Origin of the sequence: Pseudomonas sp. Irchel 3E13 (genome assembly GCF_900187455.1) — a bacterium.
Taxonomy (GTDB): Bacteria; Pseudomonadota; Gammaproteobacteria; order Pseudomonadales; family Pseudomonadaceae; genus Aquipseudomonas.
This window is the reverse complement of record NZ_FYDX01000001.1, coordinates 398,422-421,151: the sequence shown is the minus strand read 5'-3', so window position 1 is coordinate 421,151 and position 22,730 is coordinate 398,422. Positions and strand designations below refer to the sequence as shown.

Annotated in this window: 21 protein-coding genes; 13 read left to right on the top strand and 8 right to left on the bottom strand. The window is 65.0% G+C overall.

All coding sequences use genetic code 11. The annotated features are described in order from the left end of the window. Window positions 1-35 precede the first annotated feature (35 nt). The 3 genes from CKW37_RS01785 (at window position 36) to CKW37_RS01775 (ending at window position 4,037) form a co-directional block, all read left to right on the top strand. Complete coding sequence (locus tag CKW37_RS01785; RefSeq protein WP_095153714.1) at window positions 36-575, top strand: helix-turn-helix domain-containing protein; 540 nt, start codon at window positions 36-38, stop codon at window positions 573-575. A gap of 74 nt (window positions 576-649) precedes the next feature. After that, window positions 650-3,199: a hypothetical protein gene (locus CKW37_RS01780; RefSeq protein WP_095153713.1), complete on the top strand. Its 2,550-nt coding sequence runs from the start codon at window positions 650-652 to the stop codon at window positions 3,197-3,199. 52 nt (window positions 3,200-3,251) lie between these two features. After that, window positions 3,252-4,037: an AraC family transcriptional regulator gene (locus tag CKW37_RS01775; protein ID WP_095153712.1), complete on the top strand. Its 786-nt coding sequence runs from the start codon at window positions 3,252-3,254 to the stop codon at window positions 4,035-4,037. Here CKW37_RS01775 and CKW37_RS01770 read toward each other — a convergent pair. Next, window positions 4,026-4,613: a LysE family translocator gene (locus CKW37_RS01770; protein ID WP_095153711.1), complete on the bottom strand. Its 588-nt coding sequence runs from the start codon at window positions 4,611-4,613 to the stop codon at window positions 4,026-4,028. The genes CKW37_RS01775 and CKW37_RS01770 overlap by 12 nt on opposite strands. A gap of 229 nt (window positions 4,614-4,842) precedes the next feature. Between CKW37_RS01770 and CKW37_RS01765 the strand changes: the two genes are divergently transcribed. Next, window positions 4,843-5,553 carry a YebC/PmpR family DNA-binding transcriptional regulator gene (locus CKW37_RS01765; RefSeq protein WP_095153710.1) on the top strand — a complete coding sequence of 237 codons (711 nt, stop codon included), beginning with the start codon at window positions 4,843-4,845 and terminating at the stop codon, window positions 5,551-5,553. A gap of 77 nt (window positions 5,554-5,630) precedes the next feature. Here CKW37_RS01765 and CKW37_RS01760 read toward each other — a convergent pair whose 3' ends face one another. Next, on the bottom strand, window positions 5,631-6,920 hold the full coding sequence (locus tag CKW37_RS01760; protein ID WP_095153709.1) for a leucine-rich repeat-containing protein kinase family protein: 1,290 nt from the start codon (window positions 6,918-6,920) through the stop codon (window positions 5,631-5,633). A 143-nt stretch (window positions 6,921-7,063) separates the two neighbouring features. Between CKW37_RS01760 and CKW37_RS01755 the strand changes: the two genes are divergently transcribed. Continuing rightward, window positions 7,064-8,953, top strand: a complete 1,890-nt coding sequence (locus tag CKW37_RS01755; protein ID WP_095153708.1) for a propionyl-CoA synthetase — start codon at window positions 7,064-7,066, stop codon at window positions 8,951-8,953. A gap of 15 nt (window positions 8,954-8,968) precedes the next feature. Here the strand turns inward: CKW37_RS01755 and zapE are convergent, their stop codons facing one another. Continuing rightward, window positions 8,969-10,063, bottom strand: coding sequence for a cell division protein ZapE (gene zapE, locus CKW37_RS01750; protein WP_095153707.1), 1,095 nt, complete (start codon window positions 10,061-10,063; stop codon window positions 8,969-8,971). Between the two features lie 225 nt (window positions 10,064-10,288). Here zapE and CKW37_RS01745 point away from each other — a divergent pair, with 225 nt between their 5' ends. From CKW37_RS01745 to CKW37_RS01715, 7 genes are all read left to right on the top strand, one after another. After that, window positions 10,289-10,801, top strand: coding sequence for a spore coat U domain-containing protein (locus CKW37_RS01745; protein WP_256587673.1), 513 nt, complete (start codon window positions 10,289-10,291; stop codon window positions 10,799-10,801). A gap of 34 nt (window positions 10,802-10,835) precedes the next feature. Then, a complete protein-coding gene (locus tag CKW37_RS01740; RefSeq protein WP_095153705.1) occupies window positions 10,836-11,366 on the top strand; it encodes a spore coat U domain-containing protein in 531 nt (176 codons plus the stop codon). Window positions 11,367-11,379: 13 nt separating this feature from the next. Continuing rightward, window positions 11,380-11,907: a spore coat U domain-containing protein gene (locus CKW37_RS01735; RefSeq protein ID WP_095153704.1), complete on the top strand. Its 528-nt coding sequence runs from the start codon at window positions 11,380-11,382 to the stop codon at window positions 11,905-11,907. A gap of 3 nt (window positions 11,908-11,910) precedes the next feature. Then, the gene (locus tag CKW37_RS01730; RefSeq protein ID WP_095153703.1) at window positions 11,911-12,417 is read left to right on the top strand and encodes a spore coat U domain-containing protein; all 507 of its coding nucleotides are present in this window, start codon (window positions 11,911-11,913) and stop codon (window positions 12,415-12,417) included. A 51-nt stretch (window positions 12,418-12,468) separates the two neighbouring features. Beyond that, a complete protein-coding gene (locus tag CKW37_RS01725; RefSeq protein ID WP_095153702.1) occupies window positions 12,469-13,260 on the top strand; it encodes a molecular chaperone in 792 nt (263 codons plus the stop codon). A gap of 116 nt (window positions 13,261-13,376) precedes the next feature. Further along, a complete protein-coding gene (locus CKW37_RS01720) occupies window positions 13,377-15,671 on the top strand; it encodes a fimbria/pilus outer membrane usher protein (RefSeq protein ID WP_218241193.1) in 2,295 nt (764 codons plus the stop codon). After that, window positions 15,668-16,636: a spore coat U domain-containing protein gene (locus CKW37_RS01715; RefSeq protein ID WP_177454389.1), complete on the top strand. Its 969-nt coding sequence runs from the start codon at window positions 15,668-15,670 to the stop codon at window positions 16,634-16,636. Before CKW37_RS01720 ends, CKW37_RS01715 begins: the two co-directional genes overlap by 4 nt. Before the next feature lie 32 nt (window positions 16,637-16,668). Here the strand turns inward: CKW37_RS01715 and CKW37_RS01710 are convergent, their stop codons facing one another. From CKW37_RS01710 to CKW37_RS01700, 3 genes are all read right to left on the bottom strand, one after another. Next, window positions 16,669-17,805 (bottom strand): M14-type cytosolic carboxypeptidase, encoded by a 1,137-nt coding sequence (locus CKW37_RS01710; RefSeq protein WP_371864253.1) that lies wholly within the window; start codon window positions 17,803-17,805, stop codon window positions 16,669-16,671. Between the two features lie 52 nt (window positions 17,806-17,857). Further along, window positions 17,858-18,370, bottom strand: a complete 513-nt coding sequence (locus CKW37_RS01705) for a sigma factor-like helix-turn-helix DNA-binding protein (RefSeq protein WP_095153698.1) — start codon at window positions 18,368-18,370, stop codon at window positions 17,858-17,860. 438 nt (window positions 18,371-18,808) lie between these two features. Then, on the bottom strand, window positions 18,809-19,147 hold the full coding sequence (locus CKW37_RS01700) for a DUF6124 family protein (RefSeq protein WP_095153697.1): 339 nt from the start codon (window positions 19,145-19,147) through the stop codon (window positions 18,809-18,811). 126 nt (window positions 19,148-19,273) lie between these two features. On the opposite strand from CKW37_RS01700, the gene CKW37_RS01695 reads away from it, so the two are divergent. Beyond that, window positions 19,274-19,888, top strand: a complete 615-nt coding sequence (locus CKW37_RS01695) for a S24 family peptidase (RefSeq protein ID WP_095153696.1) — start codon at window positions 19,274-19,276, stop codon at window positions 19,886-19,888. 64 nt (window positions 19,889-19,952) lie between these two features. Here CKW37_RS01695 and CKW37_RS01690 read toward each other — a convergent pair whose 3' ends face one another. Both CKW37_RS01690 and CKW37_RS01685 read right to left on the bottom strand, forming a co-directional pair. Then, window positions 19,953-21,914: an acetyl/propionyl/methylcrotonyl-CoA carboxylase subunit alpha gene (locus CKW37_RS01690; protein WP_095153695.1), complete on the bottom strand. Its 1,962-nt coding sequence runs from the start codon at window positions 21,912-21,914 to the stop codon at window positions 19,953-19,955. After that, the gene (locus CKW37_RS01685; RefSeq protein WP_095153694.1) at window positions 21,911-22,729 is read right to left on the bottom strand and encodes a gamma-carboxygeranoyl-CoA hydratase; all 819 of its coding nucleotides are present in this window, start codon (window positions 22,727-22,729) and stop codon (window positions 21,911-21,913) included. The genes CKW37_RS01690 and CKW37_RS01685 overlap by 4 nt, the downstream gene beginning before the upstream one ends. Window position 22,730: the final 1 nt, after the last annotated feature.

The following is a 22,730-nucleotide window of genomic DNA, read 5'->3' as shown; positions in this document are numbered from 1 at the left end:
AAAGTTGCCCAACGAACTGGAATCAAGCGCGGCGCATGTCTATCCGATTGAAATTATTGAGAAAAAAACTTGGCGTGACCCTTGAGGTGCTGGCCGAAAAATCCGGCATGACCAAGAGTTACTTGTCCAAGGTCGAGCGCGGCCTGAACACGCCGTCCATCGCCGCGGCGCTGAAACTGGCGCGGGCGCTGAACGTCAATGTCGAGGAACTGTTCGCTGAAGATGCTCCGCACCAGGCCCGCTACAGCCTGGTTCGCCAGGGCGAGCGCCAGTCGCTCTCGGGCAGTCCCCAGGGGCCGGGCTATGCGGTGTTGGCCAACCAGATCGGCCAGCGCAGCCTGTTGCCGTTCCTGATCAGCCCGCCGCCGGACTTCAGCGATTCCACGTTCAAGGAGCACCTGGGCGAGGAATTCCTGTTCGTCCATGAAGGCCGGGTCGAGGTCGATTTCATGACCGAACGGGTTGTGCTGGAACGCGGCGATGCCTTGTATTTCAACGCCCAGACCCCCCATCGCCTGCGCTCGCTGGGTGAAGTGCAGGCGCAGTTGCTGGTGGTGGTGCACGACGCCGGGTAGCGGTTCCCTGTCCGTGTGTGGCGGGTTGGCGCGTTAGCATCGCGGCCTTCCCCAGGCCCTCACGGACGATCCCCATGGCGCACCCTTCGCGGGATTACACCCGCCTGCTCAATACCCTGATCGACCACCGTATTGCCGAGGCCGGTCGGCGCAGCCCGTGGTTCCACATGACCCCCGGCGAGCGCGCCGACTACCTGGCCGAAGTCGACCGGCGCCTTCTGGAAATGCAGCGCACGACCCTCAATATCCTCGCCGCGCAGTACTACACCACGCAGGACAAACCCCGCGCCATCGACGAGCACCTGGACCTTTTGCGGCGTTATCGTGCGCAACTGGACCGGCAGGAAACCACGCCCGCGCGTGATGATTACGGCCGTCGGCTGGACGGCGAAATTCTGCTCTACGTGCGCCAGCAAGCGGCCATGCAAGGCTTCGAACAGGCCTGGCGCAAGGCGCTGAAACTGCTGGTCGCCGGCAATGGCCTGGCGGTGCCGTGTCAGGGGCTGCTGGTGCGCTTGCAGCGTCTCGGCCATCTGGCTCAGCGCAAGCTGGACGCGCAGGTTGTGCCAGGCGAGCAGCGAACCCAGCTGTTCGCTCGCGCCCAGGGCTGGCAGACGGTGACCGAGCGCTATCGCGCCGTGCTCGACGCGCCGCTGAGCGCGCGGGCAGCGGCCCTGGCGGCGCTGGAGGAGATCCCGGCGGCTTCGGATGAGTTGCCGGTCAACCTGTCGCTGCTGTTGATGGAGGAGCGCCCCGGCTATGTCCGTCTGAACGTCGCGCTGGTGGACCCGAGCGACGACGGCCGCTTCAAGGACCTGTACCTGGACCACGGCAAGCTGGTGGTGCAGGCCAACGGGGTGATGAACTTTTCGTTCGGCACCACCGACCGCTCCCTGTCCTGGCAGCAGCAGTACCGGCTCAAGCACGAGCCTGCGCACGCGCGCTCGCCGACCTTCGCGCCGATCCGCTCGGTGCTGGTCCGCACTGGGTTCGTGGTCGACCTGCTGGGGCTTTATCTGGTGTCCGAGCAGACCCTGCGCAAAGGCTTTCTGGTGCAGGTGCTGAACCAGGGCGCGCGGATCCGTGTGCTCAATGTCGACCGCAAGGTGCCCAACCAGGTGGCCATGCAGGTCTTCAACGAGCGGCGCACGGGGCATCAGGTGCGCAACGTGGATCTGCCTCATGCCCTGAATGAACTGCTTGATCGTTACGCCGATATCAGCAGCTTCCAGACCATTGCTCTGGAAAGTTACGCCCGCACGCATTACGACCCGGATCGCGATGGCACGTTTGTCAGCCTTCGTCAGTGGGAGCAGGCGCTGGGCTTTGGTGAACGTCTGTACCTGCTGGAACTGCACCGAGATGGCCGGTTTCTGGCAGCGACCCCCTTCGCCGCGGTGACCGAAAAGGGCAGTCACCTGCTCAGCGTCTCCGAGCTGCGTCGAGTCTGGGTGCAAAACGGATTGTTCTTCCTCCGGCTTGAACAGTTGCGCGAGATGGGCAGGGAGGCCTGCCCATGGTTCCGCTATCCGCTCGAACACGCGGCGTTCTGCGCGCAGTGGCTGCGCCTGCTCGAGCGCAATCACCTGACCCCGGGCGGGATCCTGACGGCGCCGGAAGTGGTGCGCGACAGCCTGCGGGATATCAAGGGCAATCACCTGGGCAAGGTGCTCTGGGAGCGGGCTTTTGCCCACTGCGTATGGCACTGGCCGCCGCTGGAAACCTTGTTGTTTGGTCTGGGGGAAAACCTTGTCCAGCAGGGGCTGGCGAAATTGCTGGGAGATGCCTACCTGCAGGCAACCGTGGGCCGTGCCGGGCAGTTGCTGGGCGCACTGCTGGAACCGATGGGCTACCGGGTAAAGGCGCTGACGTTATTGCGCCTGTTATTGCTGGGCGAAACGGCGCTGACCGATGCCGATTCAGCGCTGTGCGCCCGCGCTGGGACGTTGCTGGACAGTAACGCGGGCCGCGCGCTTCGCCGGCAGGCGGTGTGCCAGGTACTGGTGTCCCTCGCCCGTCACTCCGATCAGTCGTATGCACCGATCAACAGCCACCCGCCGCTGGGAGACAGCCCTTGGTCGGGCCGGCGCGGAGCGGTTGATCCTTACCTGATCCTCAACAGCCGCTCCGAGCTGACGGACGACGATTGGCTGATCGCCGAGGACAAATACCGCGGCTACCACCAGTTCGTGCACGAGCCGGACAGCCTCGCGAGCCGCTATATGGAGTCGTTGGACAGCCCCTTCGTCGCCGGTATCAGTCCGATTTGCGCGGTGCTGAGCGGGGAGTTACCGCAATGGTTCGGTCGTGTGCCCGCGCCGGAGGATTATTGGCGGTTCCAGTTGGCGATCAGCGCTTTCCTGTTGCGCAACGGTCATCACGGGTTTTTCGAGACAATCTACGTGGCCGCGCGCTACGAGCCTCCGTGGCCGGGCGCGATTGGCGTTCTATTGCTCGCGCTGTTCGACCGTTGCCGCGAACCCGGTACGGGCAGTGGCGCGCTCTATCAAGGCGCCATGGCGCTGATCCTGCCGCTGGTCAACCGCGACATCGAGCCTTCGCGACAACTGAAAGTGGCCCGCTTCGGGCTGTTCGGTCCGCAAGCCGCTGGAGAGCAGGACTGACGGGTGTTAGGCTTCTGTGCGTGTTTTCGTACGGTTACTCGGGAGTTTTTTGATGAGCAGCATTTCGCACTTCTGGCGTGATCCAGCGCTGCCCTTCATCGAAGCCCGTGGCGTCGCCGATGGCCGCAAGGTCTGCTATGCCCGACACTCCCACGAAGGCTTTTCCATCGGTGCCATCACTGCCGGGTGCAGCACTTACTTCGATGGCCAGCGCTGGCATGAAGTCGAGACCGGTACGGTGGTCATGATGAACCCGGGCGTGGTCCACGCCTGTAACCCCATCGCCGACCAGCCTTGGTCCTACCTGATGCTCTATGTCGACATGCCCTGGCTGCGCGGCCTGGGTTTCGAACCGCTGGCCCGCACCCTGAGCACTTCGACGGGGTTGTACCAGGCCCTGACCGGGCTCTACGAACAATTGATCGACAGCCAACTGCACAGCGAACACAAGCGCGCCGCGGCCGAGGCCTTCTTCAGTCAGTTGCGCGCCCAGGTCGAGGCGGCGCCGGCGTTGGCGGGGCAGGGCAACGAACGCCTTGAACGGGCGGCGTGCTATATCCGTCAGCACTGCACCGAACCGCTGAAGCTGGAAGACATCGGCGAGGCGGCGGGGCTATCCACTTCCTACCTGATCCGCGCGTTCAAGCAGCATTACGGAATGACGCCCCACGGTTACCTGCTCGATCACCGCGTGCGTTATGCCCGTGCCCAGTTGCGCCAGGGCCGGCTGATCGCCGAGGTGGCGCACGAGGCGGGTTTCGCCGACCAGGCGCACCTGCAACGCGCGTTCAAGCACCACCTGGCGGCCACCCCCGGTCACTACCGCTCAGCCCAGTAACAGGTACAGCGCGCTGGCCACCAGCAGCAAGGCCAGAGCGCGGTTGAACAGGCGCATGCGCCGCGGGTTGTCGAGGTAGCGCCGAATCACCGTCCCGGCCCAGGCCCAGCAGCCCACCGACAGGTAGCAGATCACCAGATAGATCAACGTGAACTGCCACAGCAGCACCGTTTCGCCTTGCCCGACGAACGCCCCGACCCCGGCCACGCAGGCCAGCCACGCCTTGGGATTGAGCCATTGCATCAGCGCGCCGTAGGCCATGCTTGGCGGCTTGCCGGGGCTGCCATCGCCGAGGCTGCCGTCATCGGCGGCCAGTTTCCAGGCCATGTACAGCAAAAACAGAATGCCGGCCCAGCGCAGCACCTCGGTCAGCCCCGGCCACTCCCGCAGCACCGCATGCAGGCCGTAGCCCACCAGCAACAGCAGCAGACAGAAGCCCAGGGTGGCACCGCTGACATGCCGCATGGCCGGGCGCAGCCCGTGTTGGGCGCCGGCGGCCAGGGCGACCAGATTGACCGGGCCGGGAGAAATGGAAGCGGCCAGCGCAAAGGCGGCCATGGACAGTAACAGGCTCATGCAGCGTCTCTCTTGTCAGTGAAGAAAGTCCGGAGCCTATCGGGCGGTCGTTGGCGGGTATTGAAGAAAACTGCCCTGTTGCACCGTTATGTCTCAGTGCCGGGGCCTGAGGCGTGCGATGGCGGCACGGTGCCCCGGCTTTTCTTGTCGATTGCAGGTAACAGGGCGTATAAACTGCACCCCTTTGCCGGTCGCTTCCTGAACCGGCCGTTGAAACAAGAGAGTCGATATGGGCGCACAGTGGAAAGCCAAACATAAAGAACAAGCTGCCAATGCCAAAGGCAAGGTCATGGGCAAGCTGGCCAAGGAAATTCAGATCGCCGCGCGCAGCGGCGCCGACCCGGACATGAACGCCCGTCTGCGTCTGGTGATCGAGCAGGCCAAGAAAGCCTCCATGACCCGCGAGACCCTGGAACGCGCGATCAAGAAAGGCGCGGGCCTGCTGGGCGAGCAGGTGCAGTACCACGCGGTGAAGTACGAAGGTTTCGCGCCGCACCAGGTGCCGCTGATCGTCGAGTGCCTGACCGACAACATCAATCGCACCGTCGCTGAAGTCCGCGTGTTGTTCCGCAAGGGTCAACTGGGCGCCGAGGGTTCGGTGTCGTGGGACTTCAACCACGTCGGCCTGATCGAAGCCACCCCGGACAGCGCAGACGCTGACCCGGAAATGGCCGCCATCGAAGCCGGCGCCCAGGATTTCGAGCCGGCTGATGAGGGCGCGACCCTGTTCATCACCGAAACCACCGACCTGGACAGCGTGCAGAAAGCCCTGCCGGAGCAGGGTTTCACCGTGATTTCGGCGAAAATCGGCTACACCCCGAAAAACCCGGTCAGCGCTGCCAACCTGAGCGAAGAGGCTCTGGCTGAGGTCGAGGCGTTCCTCGAGGCGATCGATAACCACGATGATGTGCAGAACGTGTATGTCGGCTTGACGGCTTGAGTCGAGCCTATCGCTGAACAAAGGCCGCTTGATGCGGCCTTTTTGTTGCGGTTGTCAGGCAGGCCCCCAGCGCGCTGCTATTCCCCGAGCCTCACCACCACCTCGGCAAACCCCGGCCGCTGGCACACCTCAGCCTGCACACAATCGCTCTGCAACGCCCGCAACAGCGGCAAATCCCCGTCACAACGCTCCAGCAACTCCCCAAGCAACACCCCAAACGCCCGCACCTCAATGCGCTCCAGCGCCGCCGCCGCGCTGCCGCCATCCAGCGGATGGAACGATGCCGCGCCAAAATCCCCCAGCAGACTGTGCCCGTGCTCATCGCAAAGGATGTTGTGCGCGTACAAATCACCGTGGCTCAGCCCGCGCTGGTGCAGGTGCGCCGCGACCGAAGCGATGGCCGACACGAGCCGGCGTACGCCCTGTGGCTCAAGGCGGCGTTCGGCGGGGTAACTATCCCGCGTGCAGCTTTGTAGGCTGGGCGGGCCGGCGAGGCTGAACCAGGCCGGGTCGATCAGTTCCATCACCAGCGCGGGAAGCTGCTGCGGATGGTTGTCGATGCGCCCCAGCAGTGGAATCAGGTGCGGATGCTGGCCGGCAGCGATGCAGGCGTTCATCTCGTCCAGCGGCGTGCCGTCGCTGGTGATCTCGCCTTTGTAGAGTTTCACCGCCACGGCGCTGGCGTGTCCGTTGAGCCGCGCACGATGAATCACCCCGGACGCGCCCTGGCCAAGCACTTGTTCCAGCGTGATGTCCTGCCAGTCCAGCCGGGCGCAGTGCCCTTCCACTGCGGGCGGGCGATAGCCCTCGGGCAGCGGGTTGCCGGCATAGGCCAGCCACGCCAGGTTGGGCAGGCCCAGTAGCCATTCCGGGAGCTGTTCCAGGCGGTTGGCGGCGACCCTTACCAATTCGAGTTTTTTACAGCGGGCGAGGCTGGCCGGCAGGCTGCGCAGGCGGTTGCCGGAAAGCATGAGCTTTTGCAGCTCGACGCAATCACCGAGGGCTTCGGGCAACTGCTCCAGGTGGTTGTCGGTCAGCACCAGCGAGCGCAACCGCGGTGGCAGCGCAGCAGCAGGGACGTGCTCGATGAGGTTGCTCTTGACGCCGACCACTTCCAGGCTGGCGCACTGGCCGATGCCGACCGGCAGTCGGCTCAAGCGATTCTCTGAACAAAACAGCACTTTCAGTTTGTGCAACCTGCCGAGGTCGTCGGGCAGGTCGGTCAGGGCGTTGCCGGTCAGGTTGAGGACTTCGAGGCTGTCGGCCAGCGCGAAGATTTCCTCCGGGAACCGCTCAAGCTCGCAGGCCAGATCGAGGCGGGTAATGCCTGCCAGACGGCCGGCGTTGAGGTCTTCAAGAGTGTGCATGGGCAGGGTCGTCAGTCAAAACGGCGGCCATGATAGCGGCAAAGACTTCGTGGCATGCGACTTAAGTTCGATAGCACGCCGGCGCCAACTGGCCATACTCGACGTTCGCCCTTTAATAACAACAAACGTAGGGTTATTCGTCGATGAGTTATCAGCACAGCTACGACCGTTCCATCGCGGCGCCCGCCGATTTCTGGGCCGAGCACGCCCATGACCTGGCCTGGTTTCGCAAACCCACGGAAATCCTTCGCGACAATCCCGATGGCACCCATCAGTGGTTTGCCGACGGGCGCCTGAACAGTTGCTTCCTGGCGCTGGATCATCAGATCGACGAGGGTCGCGGCGAGCAGACTGCCCTGATCTACGATTCGCCGGTCACCAACAGCCAACAGACCTTCACCTTCCGCCAGATGCGCGACGAAGTGGCGCGCCTGGCTGGCTTGCTGCGCGACCTCGGTGTCCAGCAGGGCGACGGGGTGGTGATCTACATGCCGATGGTCCCGCAGGCGGCCATGGCCATGCTCGCCTGCGCCCGCATCGGCGCGGTGCATTCGGTGGTGTTCGGCGGTTTCGCCCCGCATGAGCTGGCGCTGCGCATCGATGACGCGCGGCCCACCCTGCTGCTGACGGCGTCGTGCGGCGTCGAGTTTGATCGCGTCATCGAATACAAGCCGCTGGTGGACAGCGCCCTGGAACAATCCAGCCATCAGCCGCGCAAGGTGCTGGTGCTGCAACGGCCGCAGGCACGCGCCACCTTGAAGGACGGCCGCGATCTGGACTGGCACGCCGCGCTGGCCAATGCCAGGCCGGTGCCGCCGGTGGAGCTGGGCGCCGCCGATCCGCTGTACATCATGTACACCTCCGGCACCACCGGAAAACCCAAGGGTATCGTCCGCGAAAACGGCGGCAACGCCGTGGCCCTGCGCTTTGCCATGAAGAACATCTACGGCATGCAGCCGGGTGAAGTGTGGTGGGGCATTTCCGATGTCGGCTGGGTGGTCGGGCACTCGCTGATCGTCTACGGCCCGTTGATGAACGGCTGCACCACGGTGTTCTACGAGGGCAAGCCGATCCGCACCCCGGATGCCGGCGCTTACTGGCGGGTGGTCGAGCAATACCGGGTCAACGGCCTGTTCTGCGCCCCAACGGCCATGCGCGCGATCCGCAAGGAAGACCCGGAAGGCCTGCTGCTGCGCGGCTACGACCTGAGTTCGCTGCGCGAGTTTTTCCTTGCTGGCGAGCGTCTCGATTCAAGTACCCATCAATGGCTGGAAAGCATCAGCGGCAAGACCGTGCACGACCACTGGTGGCAGACCGAAACCGGCTGGCCGGTGACCGCGCCCTGCCTGGGCCTCGATGGCAGTGGCGGCCGCGCAGGTTCGAGCAACCGGGCGGTGCCGGGCTACCACGTGCGGGTGCTGGACGAAGACGGCCAGTTGCTCGGTGCCAACCAGCAGGGCGCGATCGTCATCACCTTGCCGCTGCCGCCGGGCTGCAGCCAGACCTTGTGGGGCGATCATTCGCGCTACCTGGATTCGTACCTCAACACCTTCCCCGGCTACTACCACACTGGCGACGGCGGCTACCTGGATGAAGACGGATTCGTCTACATCATGGGCCGCACCGACGATGTGATTAACGTCTCCGGGCACCGCCTTTCCACCGGCGAGATGGAAGACCTGGTGGCGCGCCACCCGGCTGTCGCCGAGTGCGCCGTGGTCGGCGTGCGCGACGAGATCAAGGGCCAGGTGCCGCTGGCGCTGCTGGTGCTCAAGGACGGGGTCGGGGTGGGCGAGGCGCAGTTGCAGTCCGAACTGGTCGCCACCGTGCGCGAGCAGATCGGCGCGCTGGCCTGTTTCAACCAGGTGCGGGTGGTCAAGCGCCTGCCCAAGACCCGCTCGGGCAAGATCCTGCGCGCCGTGCTGCGCAAGATCGCCGACCAGCAGGCCTACACACCGCCTTCGACCCTGGATGATCCGGCGGTGCTGGTGGAAATCGAGGAAGTGCTGGCGGGGTTGGCGCGGGCGGGGTGACTGGCATGCACCGCGTCAGGCCGGCCCCATCTGCCGTAACTGCCCCAGCCGGCTGCGGGTGCGCGCCAGGTCCGAGACGCTGCCGCCGAGGCTTTGCTCCAGCGGTAGCTCGCCGATCAGCAGCAGTTGCTTGTCGCGGTCATAGAGCACGTCCACCAGGTTGATGAAGCGCTGCTGGGCGGCGATGGTGCAGTCTTCCAGGTTCGGCAGGTGTTCGATGGTCCAGTGTTCGAAGCGCTGCACCAGGTCCAGGTAGTCGATGACCGCGGTCGCTTGTTCGCAGAGGGCGGAGAAGTCGAAAACCACGCTGCGTTCGTCGCGCACCCGCGCGCGCAATTGGCGTTTGCCGACGTTCAGCAGCACGTCTTCGGTGGCGTCGTTCAGGCCCAGTTGGTGGCGCTGTTGCGGGCTGCCGGGCCACAAGTACAAGCCTTGGGTGAAGCGCTGCTGCGCACCGGCGCCGGGGAGGGCGCGGTAGTCCTGGTCGCCGCCGACTTCGAGGACGTCCATGCGCGCCTCGATAAGGCGGATAACCGGCTCGAAACGCTGGTGGTAGAGCGGATTGGGCAGCAATCCCTCGGGGGCGTAGTTGGAGGTCACCAGGACGAAAATGCCGCGCTCGAACAGGGCCTGGAACAGCCGGGTGAGGAGCATGGCGTCGCCGATGTCGTGGACGTGGAATTCGTCGAAGCACAGCACCCGGCAATCACCGAGCAGGGCGTCGAGGGTCAGCGCCAGGGCGTCGGGGGCCTGGCGATGGTCGAACATGCCTTGGTGCAGACGGGCGAAGAAGTCGTGGAAGTGCAGGCGGCGCTTGGGGATCTCGCCCAGGGCGTTGAAGAATCCGTCGAGCAGCCAGCTTTTGCCGCGGCCGACCTGGCCATGAAGGTACAGGCTGCGTGCCCGGCCAGCGGGAAGGCGGGCGACCTGTTCGGCCATCGCCGCGATCACCCGTTGCTGGCCTTGGCTGAGGGTGTAGCCCTGCTGGCTGGCTTTGTCCCGGAAGTACGCCTGGATCTGGCTGTCCGGCCCTGGCGTCGCGACCGTGGAAGCGCCAAGGCGCTGGCGCAGGGCGTGCAGTGGCGAGCGGAGCCAGGAGAAAACGGGCACGGGCAGGGTTCCTCGTAGAGCGTGAAGCCGGCAGGCAGATAACGAGCGGCGGCAATATTAACCAAATAGTGAAAAGTGCTGCCAGTCGTGTCTTTCGTGCTCGTCGGATAGTTCTTGTACATGAGCTGTACATTTCTTGATCGGCTGGCAGCTTTGTCCTCGGCTGCTACCCTGAAATTCACGAAGTCCTGTAAGGGACAGGGAGGGCAAGTGAAGGGATGGTCACTGGCGACGCTGTTCGGGCTGTGTGCGGCCCAGGGTGTTGCTGCCACGGAGTTTCTCGTCGAGGTGCGTGTCGACGTTCAGCGCGGCTGTCTGCTGATCCATCAGCCCCGCGAAGCGGCCGCCGAGGCCTTGGGCGTGCTGGACTTTGGCCAGAGCCCACGGCTTGACGATCCTGCAGGGCCGCTGAGCAGCCAATTGCTGGTGTTGCGTCCGCCGCGGCTGGAGTGCAATCCCGATACTGCCTATCAGATCGAAGTCGATGGCGGCCTGCACGGTGGCACCGGCGAAGTGCGTTATCTGGTGGCCACAGACCCCAAGGCCAAACCCATTCCCTACCGCTTGTACCAGGATGCTGCCTGGCGCGCGCCGCTGTCGGTCAACACGGCCCAGCATGGGCGCGTACCGGACAGCGGATCGGTTGAACTTCCCCTGTACGCACGTATCGACACTCAAACCGAGCTTCCAAGGACGGGACGTTATTCGGACATGTTGAAGGTGACCGTCACCTGGTGATGGTCACGGTGGCACTGCTTAAGGAGTGAGCAGCATGCAAACGACCCGCATTCTTTTGCTGAGCCTTGGACCACTCCTGCTCAGCACCAGCGTCAACGGCGCGCTGAATGGCCATATTCAGGCGCGCCTGGTGATCACCTCCGCCTGCCAGATCAGCAGCGAACAGCCCGGCGCGCCTCCTGCCGGCGCTGGTGGTGTGCTCGACTTCGGCCAGCAGGGCCCGGTGTGGAACGACACGCTGCGGGCCAATCTCGACGAGCCGGGCGGCAGCAACCTGCAGGTCAGTTGCAATCCGCAGGTACGCGCCTTCACCGTCACTATCAACGGCGGTGCCAACCCCGATGGCACTACCCGGCGCCTGAGCAATGGCGGCGTGCTCATTCCCTATCAGCTTTCCACCGACCCGGCCGGGCGTTCCAACTACGGCATCGGTCAGCAGCTCAACTTTTCCGTGAGCAGCGCGGCGCAAATTCCCATCCCCATCTACGGCGTGGTAACCGCCAATCCCAAAGCCCTGCCTGCGGGCATTTACCGCGACACCCTGACGGTGACGCTGGACTGGTAACAAGGAGTGAACCATGAAACCTCGTCTTTCCCGTGTCCTCATCGCTGGCGTCGCGCTGGCACTGGCTTCCCAGGCCCAGGCGGCGTCTGTCACCGGGGTGATCAACGCCACGCTGACGCTGATCGCCAGTTGCCAGGTCAACGGCTCCACCGCCACCAGCGGGGTCAATTTCGGCGCCCTCAACTTTGGTACCCAGAACGCGCTGTTCACCCAGGCATCGGGGCAGGTGCAAAGCGGTGGCGGGGCGATCAGCGTGCTCTGTTCCAAAGGGGCGATACCGGTAATCAAGGTCGGCCTGGGCAGCCATGATGGCGCCTCGACCGGTGGCACCCGGGCGTTGTCCGACGGCACCAACTTTGTGCCCTATGACTTCTACACCGACGCCGGCACCTCTACGCTGCTGCCGATCAACGGCACCATCACCCTGCCCACCAGCACGGGCGTGGCGCAAACCGTCGACCTGTACGGCAAGGCCGTGGGCAAGGCCGGCTTGCCGCCGGGCGTCTACACCGACACCGTGGCGGTCGAATTGAGTTTCTGAGTCATGAGCGGGCGGCTGGCGGTGGCGCTGGCGCTGACGGCAGTGGTGGCGGTTGCGCCGACGCCACTGGACGCGGCGCTCAGCAGCACTTTCCTGGTCAACGCCACGGTGCAGGCGGGGTGCCTGGTGGTCGGTGGGGTGACCAGTTACGGCAACCTGGATTTCGGCAGCTTTTCGGCCCTGTCGAGCGCGGCGGTGACCACCCAGTTGAGTGGCACCACGGTGACGTTGCAGTGCACGCCCGGGGTGACGATGACCATGAAGGTCGGCGGTGGGCAGAACAACAACGGCAGCCGCAACCTCAAGCGCAGCACCAGCGCGGACCTGCTGGTCTACCAGTTGTTTCGTGATGCCGGTTTCAGCCAGGCCTTGGGCATCGACCAGACGGTTAACGTCAGCTACAGCGACCCGACGACGATCAAATTGCCGGTCTACGCCCGCGCCCAACTGAGCGGCGCGCTGCCGGCGGGCAGTTACAGCGACGTGCTGCAAGTGACATTGACTTGGTGAGCCTGTGCTCGCCCGGTCCATAAGAAAACAATATCGCCGAAGGAGAGTGGCATGGGCACAGAGGCTCAGCGTCGGAGTACATGGGGGGCGAGGCTGGCACTGGGATTGACGCTGCTGGGGGCGGGATCGGCGCAGGCGGCGACCTCGGTGCTGATCTGGCCGATCGACCCGGTCATCGAGGCCGAGCAGAAGGCCGGTGCGCTGTGGCTGGAAAACCGCGGCAGCGAGGACGCCAACCTGCAGGTGCGGATTTTCGCCTGGCGCCAGGGTGAGTTCGACGACCAGTACCAGAACCAACGCGAAGTGATCGGCAGCCCGCCGGTGGCGAAGATTCCCGCGGGCGGCAAACAACTGATCCGCCTGACCCGCACCGGCACCTCGCCGGCGGGTCAGGAACAGGCCTACCGCATCATCATCGACGAGATTCCACCGGCCATGCCCCCCGGCGAAAACGCCAGCGGGCCACAGGCGGCGATCCGCTTCCAGATGCGCTACTCGGTGCCGCTGTTCGTCTACGGCCAGGGCCTGTGGGGCAAGCCGGACCCGCAGGGGCAGCGCGACGCGGCCGGGGTCGGCAAGCCGCAATTGAGCTGGCGCCAGGTGGCGGTGCAGGGGCGCTCCTATGTCGAGATTCGCAACACCGGTCCGGTGCACGCGCGCCTGACCGATGTGGTGATGCAGCAAGGCGGGCAAAACCGGCCGGTGGTCGAAGGCCTGCTCGGCTACGTGCTGCCGGGCGCCACGATGCGCTGGCCGGCGCCGTTGCAGGCTTCGGCGGCGACGGTGCTCAAGGGCAGGATCAATGGCAGTGAAGCGGCCCAGACCATAGGTCAGGGGAATTGAACGTGAGCGGATAAGTGATGGATCCGGGCCAAGGAGGCCCAGCCAATGGTGAGATGCAGTGCGTGATGGGCTTTCTGGCCAGTACCCGCCGGCTCGCGCTGGCGGGTGGCATGGCGATGCTCGCGGCGGCCCCGCTGATGGCCGGCGAACTGCCGCCGCCGCCCTCGGGGCTGGAGGCGGTGAGCGATGCCCAGTTGTACCTGGAACTGGTGGTCAACCAGATGAGCAGCGGTAGCGTGGTCGCCGTCCAGCAGCGTTCGGGTCATCTGTACATGGCCAGCGCCGACCTGCGCGCCGCTGGCATCGAACTCCCCGGCGAGGTGCCGGAGCAGGTGGCGCTGGACACCATTGGCGGCCTGCACAGCGACTACGACAGCCAGACCCAGCGCCTGCTGATCGAAGTGCCGCCCGGCTGGCTGCCGAACCAGCGCATCGGCAACCGCGCGCTGTTCGACGGCAGCCAGGCCCACAGCAGCTTCGGCGCGCTGCTCAACTACGACCTGTACCTGAACGACACCGACGACGCCGGCACCAGCCTGTCGGCCTGGAACGAACTGCGCCTGTTCGACAGTTGGGGCACCTTGTCCACCACCGGCCAGTGGCGACAACAGCTCAGCGGCCGCAGTTACGACGACAGCCAGCGCGGCTTCCTGCGCTACGACACCACCTTCCGCTACACCGACGAAACGCGCCTGCTGACCTTCGAGGCCGGTGACGTGATCAGCGGCTCATTGCCCTGGACCAGCTCGGTGCGCCTGGGCGGTATTCAGTTGTCGCGGGATTTCGCGGTACGCCCTGACCTGGTGACCTATCCGCTGCCGGCCTTTGCCGGCGAGGCGGCGGTGCCGTCCTCGGTCGATCTGTTCATCAACGGCTACAAAAGCGCCAGCGCCGACCTGCAACCCGGCCCGTACACCCTGACCAACGTGCCGTATATCAATGGCGCCGGCGACGCGGTGGTGGTGACCACCGATGCCCAGGGTCGGCAGATCGCCACGACGCTGCCGTTCTATGTCACCAGCACCCTGCTGCAGAAAGGCCTGAGCGACTTCTCGGTGGCCGCCGGCAGCCTGCGCCGTGACTATGGCCTGCGCGATTTTGGCTACGGCCCGGCGCTGACCTCGGCCAGCCTGCGCTATGGCGTCAGCGACAGCTTCACCCTCGAAACCCATGCCGAAGCCGCCGAATCGCTGGCCCTTGGGGGCTTGGGCGGCAACCTGCTGGTGGGCAGTTTCGGGGTGATCAATGCGGCGCTCAGCCAAAGCAGTTTCGACAGCCGCAGCGGTCGTCAGGCGAGCCTCGGCTACCAGTACAACAGCCAGCGCGTCGGCTTCAATTACCAGCGCCTCGAACGCTACGGCGACTATGCCGACGCGTCCTTGCTGGACAGCCCCTACATCCGCCTCAGCCAGCGCAGCGAACAGGTGACCCTGAGCCTGAACCTGGAGCGCTATGGCAGTTTCGGCGCTGGCTATTTCGACGTGCGTGCCGGCAACGACACCCGCACCCGGCTGCTCAACCTGAGCTGGAGCAAATCGCTGTGGGGCAACACCAGCCTGTACCTGTCGGCCAACCGCGAGGTGGGCGGCGGGCAGTGGGCGACCCAGGCGCAACTGGTGATCCCCTTCGACCTGCGCGGCACCATCAGCCTGAGCATGGAACGCAACCAGAGCGGCGAGCGCCTGCAGCGGGTCAACTACAGCCGCGGCGTGCCCAGCGAGGGCGGGGTGGGCTTCAATATCGGCTATGCGGGTGGCGACCAGCAGGCCTACCGCCAGGCCGACCTGACCTGGCGTCTGCAATCGGTGCAGTTGCAGGCCGGCACCTACGGCACCCGCGACGCCATGACCCGCTGGGCCGATGCCAGTGGGTCGCTGGTGTGGATGGACGCCGGGCTGTTTGCCGCCAATCGCATCGATGACGCCTTCGTAGTGGTCAGCACCGAGGGCTTCGCCGATGTCCCGGTGCGTTACGAGAATCAGTTGGTCGGTCGTACCGACAGCAAAGGGCATCTGCTGGTGCCGTGGAGCAGCGCCTATTACCGCGGCAAATACGAGATCGACACCCTCGACCTGCCGGCCAACGTGGTCAGCCAGAACGTCGAGCAGCGCGTCGCGGTGCGCCGTGGCGCCGGTTACCTGCTCAACTTCCCGCTGAACCGGGTGCGTGCGGCCACGGTTGAACTGGTGGATGGCAATCACCAGGACTTGCCCCTGGGCAGCCAGGTCACCCATCGGCAGAGCGGCGCGCTGGCGGTGGTGGGCTGGGACGGGCTGGTGTACCTGGAAGGGCTGGCCGACCAGAACACCCTGGAGGTGCAGTTGGCCGGTGGCGCGCGTTGCCAGGTGGAGTTCGCGCTGGATGCCGCGCAGGACGATGTGCCGCTGATCGGCCCGCTGGTGTGCCGGTGAAACGCCTGTTGCTGGCGCTCGTCCTGTGCCTGGCCGGGGTGCGGGCCGAGGCCCAGTGTGCGGTGGTGCAGGCCACCAACGTGGCGTTCGGCAATGTCGCCTCGACCTCGGTCAACACCACCGTGCAGCCCAGCTCCACCGCCAACGCCGGCTTGCGTTGCAGCGGCGCGCTGCTCAGCCTGTTGCGCACGGACGACTTCTTCAAACTGACGCTGACCCCTTTGGGCGGATCCACGGGCATGGTCGGGCCGACTGGAGACGTGATCCTCTACACGATCTACGCCGACAACACCACGTCCTACCCGATCACCCGCGGCCAGCCCTTCGACTTCGCCCGCCACGGCATTCTCGAAGCGCTGGGCCTGCTGGGCAGCATCGTGCCCAGTACCGTGCCGCTCTACGTCAAGACCCTGACCGGCAGCAACGTTGCCGCCGGCACTTACCAGGAAACCTTCAGCGTGTACTGGGATTGGGACTACTGCTACGGCATCGGTGTGCTCGGTGCGTGCATCGGTCGCCAGGTGTTGACCGGGACCACCTCGATGACCGTGAGCCTGCAGGTGACCGCCGACTGCCAGATCACCACGCCGACCATCAACTTCGGCACGGCGCCGGTGGTCAGCGGTTTTTCCACGGTCAGCCAAAGCGTCAGCCTGTCCTGCACCAAGGGCAGTGCGTACACGGTCGGTCTCAATGACGGGCTGTACGGTTCCGGCGGACGACGGCGGATGAAATCGACGGCCAACAATTACCTGTCCTACGACATCTTCAAAAGCGCCACTGCGGTGCGCTGGGGTTCATTGACCAGCGCCCGGCGCTCCAGCAGCGACGCCGACATCAATCCCGGCAACGGCACCGGGACCGGCAGCCAGGTGTTCAACTACAACGCCAAGGTCTACACCGACCAGCCCACGCCACCGGCCGCGGCGTATCAGGACAGCGTGATTCTGGATGTGCAGTTTTGAGGGGCCCACAGCATTTCAGTCCCTGAGTTGAATCAGCGCAACTCGCCAACCATCTCCCCGATGCAATCCAGCACCGAACTCGCCAGCTCGCGCGAGCGTTTGCCCGACCAGCCGGTCAGCGCATTCGGCGCGTCGTCGTGGTCCTTGAATGGCATCTCCAGGGTCAGGGACAGGCAATCATGGGTCTGGCCGACGGCGTTGCAGGCCAGGGTCAGGTTGGCCTTGCCGGGGGCGCTGCGCGGGTAGCCGTGGACGTCCTGGAAGTCGCGGGTCAGCCCGCACAGGGTTTTACGGAAACGCGCTTCCAGCGCGGCGATGCGCGGAGTGTAGCCAGGGTTGCCTTCGCAGGCGGCGGTGAAGACGTGGGGGATTTCTTCGTCGCCGTGGACATCGAGGAACAGGTCGACGCCGTGGAGTTTCATCTGGTGCTGGGCGAACAGTACTTCCGGGGTCTGCTCGACGCTGGCGTCCTGCCAGGCTCGGTTGAGGTCGCGGCCCTTGGCGTTGGTGCGCAGGTGGCCGTGGAAGGCACCGTCGGGGTTCATGTTCGGGATCAGGTAGAGGTCGGCGGCAGCCAGCAGGGCTTGCAGCGTGGCGTCGTTGCGCTCCAGTCGCTCGATAACGCCTTCCATGAACCACTCGGCCATGTGCTCGCCCGGGTGTTGCTGGGCGATGATCCACACCTTGCGTTTGCCTGGGGCGCCGTCACCGGCCCGCAGCAGCTGAATGTCACGGCCTTCGACGCTGCGCCCGGTGGCCAGCAGGGTCACGTTGTCGAGGCGGGTGGCGCGTTCGATCAACTGGTTATGGCGGGCGCGGGAGTAGGGCTCGAAGTAGGCGAACCAGGCCTGGGGTTCGCTCGCCTGCAGGCTGAAGTGCAGGGCCTTGCCGTCGAAGTGCGACGGGACGCGGAACCAGTTCTGCTGGTCATACGAGGCGACGGCCTGATAACCGTCCCAGGCTTTGTTGTAGGAAGACTCGCCGGCGTTTTCCAGGACGAACCCGTGGGACTGTCCTGGCGTCAGGCCGCTGGCCTTGAAGTGGAACCACTGGAAATGCGCGCTGCTGGTGTCGTTACGGATCGCCAGGCGGACCTGCAAGGGATTGCTGGAATCCCGTACCAGGATATTGCCGGAATCGAAGTCGCAGTCGATGCTCAGTGCAGTCATTGCCAGGTTCCTGTGTAGAGTCATGGAGGCCCATTACTCTACACAACCCGGGTCAGGACCAGAAACCCAACGCCAGCAGCGCCGCCACTCCGAGGCCCATGGCCACGGTGCAACCGCCGAGGGAAAACGCTGCGCGCCCTTGCCGGTACCACTGGTTTTCGCCGAGCAGGCGGGCGGGCGCGAGCAAGGTGCGCCAGCGCAGTTCGGTGGCATGGAAGGCGGCCAGGTGCTCCGGCGCGGCGTCGAGCCAGCGGCGGAAGTCGATACGCTCGCTGGCGGTGACCTGCGGGCTCTGCAAACGCACGTACCACTCGCCTGCGCTGCGGGCGATGGCGGACGGCGCGGGCAGGGTGCATTGCAGGACCTGATTCATGTGCCGTTCGACGCTGGCGTCGGACAGGTCCAGGCGGCGGGCGATATCGGCGTGGGAAAGTTGATCGAGGCGGTTCAGCAAGAACACCTGCTGTACCCGGCGTGGCAGCTTTTTCAGGCGGTGCAGCAACGCCAGTTCCGTGGGATCGGCGCACGCGGCGTGATGGTCCAGAGGCAGCAACAGACGGGTCATATTCAAGCTCCTTGCTGGAAAAACGGAGGAGGCGGGGAAGGGGGCATCGTCCTTGATGCGGGTATGAGATTAATCGTAACGAGATTGATTCTCAAGTGCTAAATTCCGCAAAGCCGTGCTTCGGGGTTACATCCTGAGACATTCCTTTGATATCATCGCCACATTCAGTAACACACCGCCTTCATTAGCCTGAAGAGCCAAAAAAAAAGACCCGGCAAAAAGCCGGGTCAAAAACCGTGATTAGCCTGATGAGGAGATAATCTGAGAGTCCGACCTAAGGGCTTTCAGTTTATCCAACCAGTCTCGCGACCAGTTGCGAGCAATAATAATCGTTCTCATTTTCAAGTCAAATGAATTTTCTGTAATTCTACGAAAATTCTTTCTCCTTGTTTCCGCTCTCCAGGCTTCCCGGGCCTTCCCCTTGGTTTTCTTCCTCCCTCAGCAGGGCGCCTGCGCTTCGCATTCTTCGTTTCTCACTGCCTGAACTAGGCTGTGTTCCAGCATCGCGCGCGCGAGGTTGACCAGGTGCATCACCGTGAGCATTTGTTCCCGCGCTTTGCCTTGCAGGCGCTGCGCCGCGTCCGAAGCACTGGATGAGGCGCAGCGCAGCAGCCAGGTTGCCTGCTCGCCGGCGTCCTCCGACGACAGGTCGTGGCGGGCTACCACCAGTTGCATATCACTCAGTCCCGTCGCGGGTTGCGGCTCGGGATTCAGGTAGAAATCAATGGCGCGGCGGGCTGCTTCGCTGTCGAGGTAGGTGAGAGAGGGCGCACTCATGGGGCGGTCTTCCTTGAGAGGAGTGGATGGTAGTTCGCAATATAGTACTCAATGTATTTCTATCAGCATTTTAAATACTACAATTTGTGTATTGAGCGGCCGGAGACAGTCCGTATCGTGCCTGCGATGGAAAAATGGATTGAGCTGGTCAAGATCAGGATGCGTGCGCTGAACCTCACGCAAGAACAACTCGCCGAACGCCTCGGGGTCACTCAGGGCGCTGTTGGCCACTGGTTGCGCGGCAAGCGGCGCATTTCTCTCGAAAAAATGAACAAAGTGCTTGTAGCACTCGAACTCGAGATGGAAATGGGCGCCACCGCCCTCGCTGAAGAACCCGCCTCCTATGAATTGCCCACGGCCTACCGCTATCCGTTGTCGGACTGGCAGCGCCTGGGGGCAATAGAAGAGGGCGACGAGGCGACCGACAGCGGCGAACTCACCGAATACCGGGCGCTGGGCAAGGCGTACTGGCTGCGGGTCGAAGGCGACGCGATGACGGCGCCGTCGGGCATGAGCATCGCGGCGGGCATGCTGATCCTGGTGGACAGCGGCGTCGAGGTGCAGGTCGGCAAGCTGGTGATCGCCCATCTGCCGGGCAGTCCGCAAGGGATCTTCCGGCAACTGGTGCAGGAAGGCGGGCAACGCTTTCTCAAGCCGCTGAACCCGACCTACCCGATGATGCTCTGCGACGACGATTGCGAACTGGTCGGCGTGGTGGTGCGGGCCAACCTCAAACTCTGATTTCTGAAAAACACAACGGCGCCACCCGCCATGGGCGGGGGCGCCGTTGTTGCAGGCGGGCCCGTCAGCCCGCCACTTCCTCCAGCGCCACCAGCACGCTGCCTTCACTGACCATCTCGCCTTCCTGGCAATACAGCGCCGCCACGGTGCCCGCGTGCGGCGCGCGGATGCTGTGTTCCATCTTCATGGCTTCCAGCACCACCAGTTGCGTGCCGGCTTCCACCACCTGACCCGGCGCCACCAGCACCCGCACGATGCTGCCATTCATCGGCGCCGTCAGGCCGCCTTGCTGGGTGTGGCTGGCCTCGGCCTCGGCGATCGGATCGTAGGCGTTGACCGTGTGCAGCTCGCCATGCCAGCGCAGGTACAGGGTTTCGCCACGACGGATCGCCAGGTGCTGACGGCGCAGACCATCGTTATCGACCCGCAGTTGTTCGCCATCGAGCTGGAAGGTCGAGGCCGCCTGGCGGTCGAGGCTCAGCGCCTGCTGCTCGCCGTTGCAGCTCAAGTGCAGGCTGATATGCGCCGGCACCCCGGCGCGCAAGCCCTGACGTGAGGACCACGGCGAATGCGGATCATCGTCGCGCACGCTGTTCGGCAGGCCCTGCACGAACGCCTCCGCCGCTGCCTGCCAGAAACTCGCGGGCAGGGTGCCCGGGGCTGGCAGCAGGTCGTCGTGGTAGCGCGGGATGAAACCGGTATCCAGCTCGGCGGCGGCGAACGCCGGATGGGCGAGGATGCGCCGCAGGAAGGTGATGTTGGTCTTCACGCCGCCGATGGCGAACTCGTCGAGCATCGCCAGCAGGCGCAGGCGCGCTTGTTCGCGGTCTTCGCCCCAGGCGATCAGCTTGCCCAGCATCGGGTCGTAGAACGGCGAGACTTCGTCGCCCTCGCTGACCCCGCTGTCGACCCGGCGCCCGGCGCCCGGCGCGCTTTCGCGGTACAGCGCCAGCGTGCCGGTGGCCGGCAGGAAATCGTTGGCCGGGTCTTCCGCGTACAGCCGCACTTCGATGGCGTGGCCGTTGAGCGGCACCTGTTCCTGGCTGATCGGCAGCGCCTCGCCGCGAGCGACGCGGATTTGCCAGGCGACCAGGTCAAGGCCGGTGATGGCTTCGGTGACCGGGTGCTCCACCTGCAGGCGGGTGTTCATCTCCATGAAGAAGAATTCGCCGCGGGCGTCGAGCAGGAATTCCACGGTGCCGGCGCCGACATAGCCGATGGCCTGCGCCGCGCGGACTGCCGCTTCGCCCATGGCGCGGCGTTGTTCCACGCTCAGGCCCGGGGCCGGCGCTTCCTCGACGACTTTCTGGTGCCGGCGCTGGATCGAGCAGTCGCGCTCGTTGAGGTACAGGCAATTGCCGTGCTGGTCGGCGAACACCTGGATTTCCACGTGGCGCGGCTTCAGCACGTATTTCTCGACCAGCATCCGCGCATCGCCGAACGACGACAGCGCCTCGCGCTGGGCCGAGGCCAGGGCTTCAGCCAGTTGGCTTTCCTGCTCGACCACTTTCATGCCTTTGCCGCCGCCGCCGGCGGTGGCCTTGAGCAGTACTGGATAGCCGATTTTCTCGGCGGCGGCGCGGAAGGTTTCCAGGTCCTGGGCTTCGCCGTGGTAGCCGGGCACCAGCGGCACGCCGGCGACTTCCATCAGCGCCTTGGCCGCGGACTTGCTGCCCATGGCCTCGATAGCGCTGGCCGGTGGGCCGAGGAAGATCAGCCCGGCCTGTTCGATGGCCTTGGCGAAGCCGGCATTTTCCGAGAGGAAGCCGTAGCCGGGGTGGATGGCCTGGGCGCCGCTGGCCTTGGCCGCGGCGATCAGTTTGTCGATGACCAGGTAGCTCTCCGCCGCCTTGGTCCCGCCGAGGTCGACGCGGATGTCGGCTTCGCGGCTGTGGCGGGCCTCGCGATCGACCGCGCTGTGCACAGCGACGGTGGTCAGGCCGAGGGCTTTGGCGGTGCGCATTACCCGGCAGGCGATCTCGCCACGGTTGGCGACCAGCAGGGTGGTCAGCTCGGGACGGCTCATGGGCGTGGCTCCTTGGGGGTCGGTTCGGCCTGCCAGGCCGGCGTGCGTTTTTCCAGGAAGGCGCGCAGGCCTTCCTGTCCTTCGGGGCTGACGCGGATGCGGGCGATGGCGTTCTCGCAATAGCGACGCAGGGCCGGGGTCAGTTCGCCGGCGCCGACTTCACGCAGCAGTTCTTTGCTGGCGCGCATGGCTTGCGGGCTGTTGAGCAGCAGGTTGGCGATCCATTCTTCGACACGGGCGTCCAGTTCCGCCGCCGGGTAGCTTTCCGCCAGCAGGCCCAGTTCGCGGGCACGGGCGCCGCTGAAGCGCTCGGCGGTAAGGGCGTAGCGGCGGGCGGCGCGCTCGCCCATGGCCTGGACCACGAACGGGCTGATGACTGCCGGGGCCAGGCCGATACGCACTTCCGACAGACACAGTTGCGCGTCGTCGGCGCCGATCGCCATGTCGCAGCAACTGATCAGGCCCAGCGCGCCACCGAAGGCCGCGCCCTGAACCACCGCCAGGGTCGGCAGCTTGAGCCGCGCCAGGTTGTACATCAGTTCCGCCAACTCGCGGGAGTCGTCGAGGTTGCTCTGGTAGTCGAGCGCCGCGCTCTGCTGCATCCACGCCAGGTCAGCGCCGGCGCTGAAGTGCCGGCCACGGCCGCGCAGCAGGACGAAACGCAGGCTGGTGTCGGTGGCGAGCTGGTCGATGGCGATGATCAGTTCGCGGATCATCTGCGCATTGAACGCGTTGTTCTTGTCTTCCCGGCTCAGCCACAGGGTGGCGAAGCCGCGGGGATCCTTGATCAGTTCGAGGGTGCTGAAGTCGGTCATC

Coding starts and splice junctions, on each gene's coding strand:
- CKW37_RS01740 (WP_095153705.1), top strand. CDS start 10,836: ATGCAAACGACCCGCATTCTTTTGCTGAGCCTTGGACCACTCCTGCTC.
- CKW37_RS01755 (WP_095153708.1), top strand. CDS start 7,064: ATGAGTTATCAGCACAGCTACGACCGTTCCATCGCGGCGCCCGCCGAT.
- CKW37_RS01700 (WP_095153697.1), bottom strand. CDS start 19,147: ATGAGTGCGCCCTCTCTCACCTACCTCGACAGCGAAGCAGCCCGCCGC.
- CKW37_RS01770 (WP_095153711.1), bottom strand. CDS start 4,613: ATGAGCCTGTTACTGTCCATGGCCGCCTTTGCGCTGGCCGCTTCCATT.
- CKW37_RS01730 (WP_095153703.1), top strand. CDS start 11,911: ATGAGCGGGCGGCTGGCGGTGGCGCTGGCGCTGACGGCAGTGGTGGCG.
- CKW37_RS01690 (WP_095153695.1), bottom strand. CDS start 21,914: ATGAGCCGTCCCGAGCTGACCACCCTGCTGGTCGCCAACCGTGGCGAG.
- CKW37_RS01760 (WP_095153709.1), bottom strand. CDS start 6,920: ATGCACACTCTTGAAGACCTCAACGCCGGCCGTCTGGCAGGCATTACC.
- CKW37_RS01735 (WP_095153704.1), top strand. CDS start 11,380: ATGAAACCTCGTCTTTCCCGTGTCCTCATCGCTGGCGTCGCGCTGGCA.
- CKW37_RS01705 (WP_095153698.1), bottom strand. CDS start 18,370: ATGACCCGTCTGTTGCTGCCTCTGGACCATCACGCCGCGTGCGCCGAT.
- CKW37_RS01765 (WP_095153710.1), top strand. CDS start 4,843: ATGGGCGCACAGTGGAAAGCCAAACATAAAGAACAAGCTGCCAATGCC.
- CKW37_RS01695 (WP_095153696.1), top strand. CDS start 19,274: ATGGAAAAATGGATTGAGCTGGTCAAGATCAGGATGCGTGCGCTGAAC.
- CKW37_RS01710 (WP_371864253.1), bottom strand. CDS start 17,805: ATGACTGCACTGAGCATCGACTGCGACTTCGATTCCGGCAATATCCTG.
- CKW37_RS01720 (WP_218241193.1), top strand. CDS start 13,377: ATGCTCGCGGCGGCCCCGCTGATGGCCGGCGAACTGCCGCCGCCGCCC.
- CKW37_RS01780 (WP_095153713.1), top strand. CDS start 650: ATGGCGCACCCTTCGCGGGATTACACCCGCCTGCTCAATACCCTGATC.
- CKW37_RS01685 (WP_095153694.1), bottom strand. CDS start 22,729: ATGACCGACTTCAGCACCCTCGAACTGATCAAGGATCCCCGCGGCTTC.
- CKW37_RS01785 (WP_095153714.1), top strand. CDS start 36: ATGTCTATCCGATTGAAATTATTGAGAAAAAAACTTGGCGTGACCCTT.
- CKW37_RS01775 (WP_095153712.1), top strand. CDS start 3,252: ATGAGCAGCATTTCGCACTTCTGGCGTGATCCAGCGCTGCCCTTCATC.
- CKW37_RS01725 (WP_095153702.1), top strand. CDS start 12,469: ATGGGCACAGAGGCTCAGCGTCGGAGTACATGGGGGGCGAGGCTGGCA.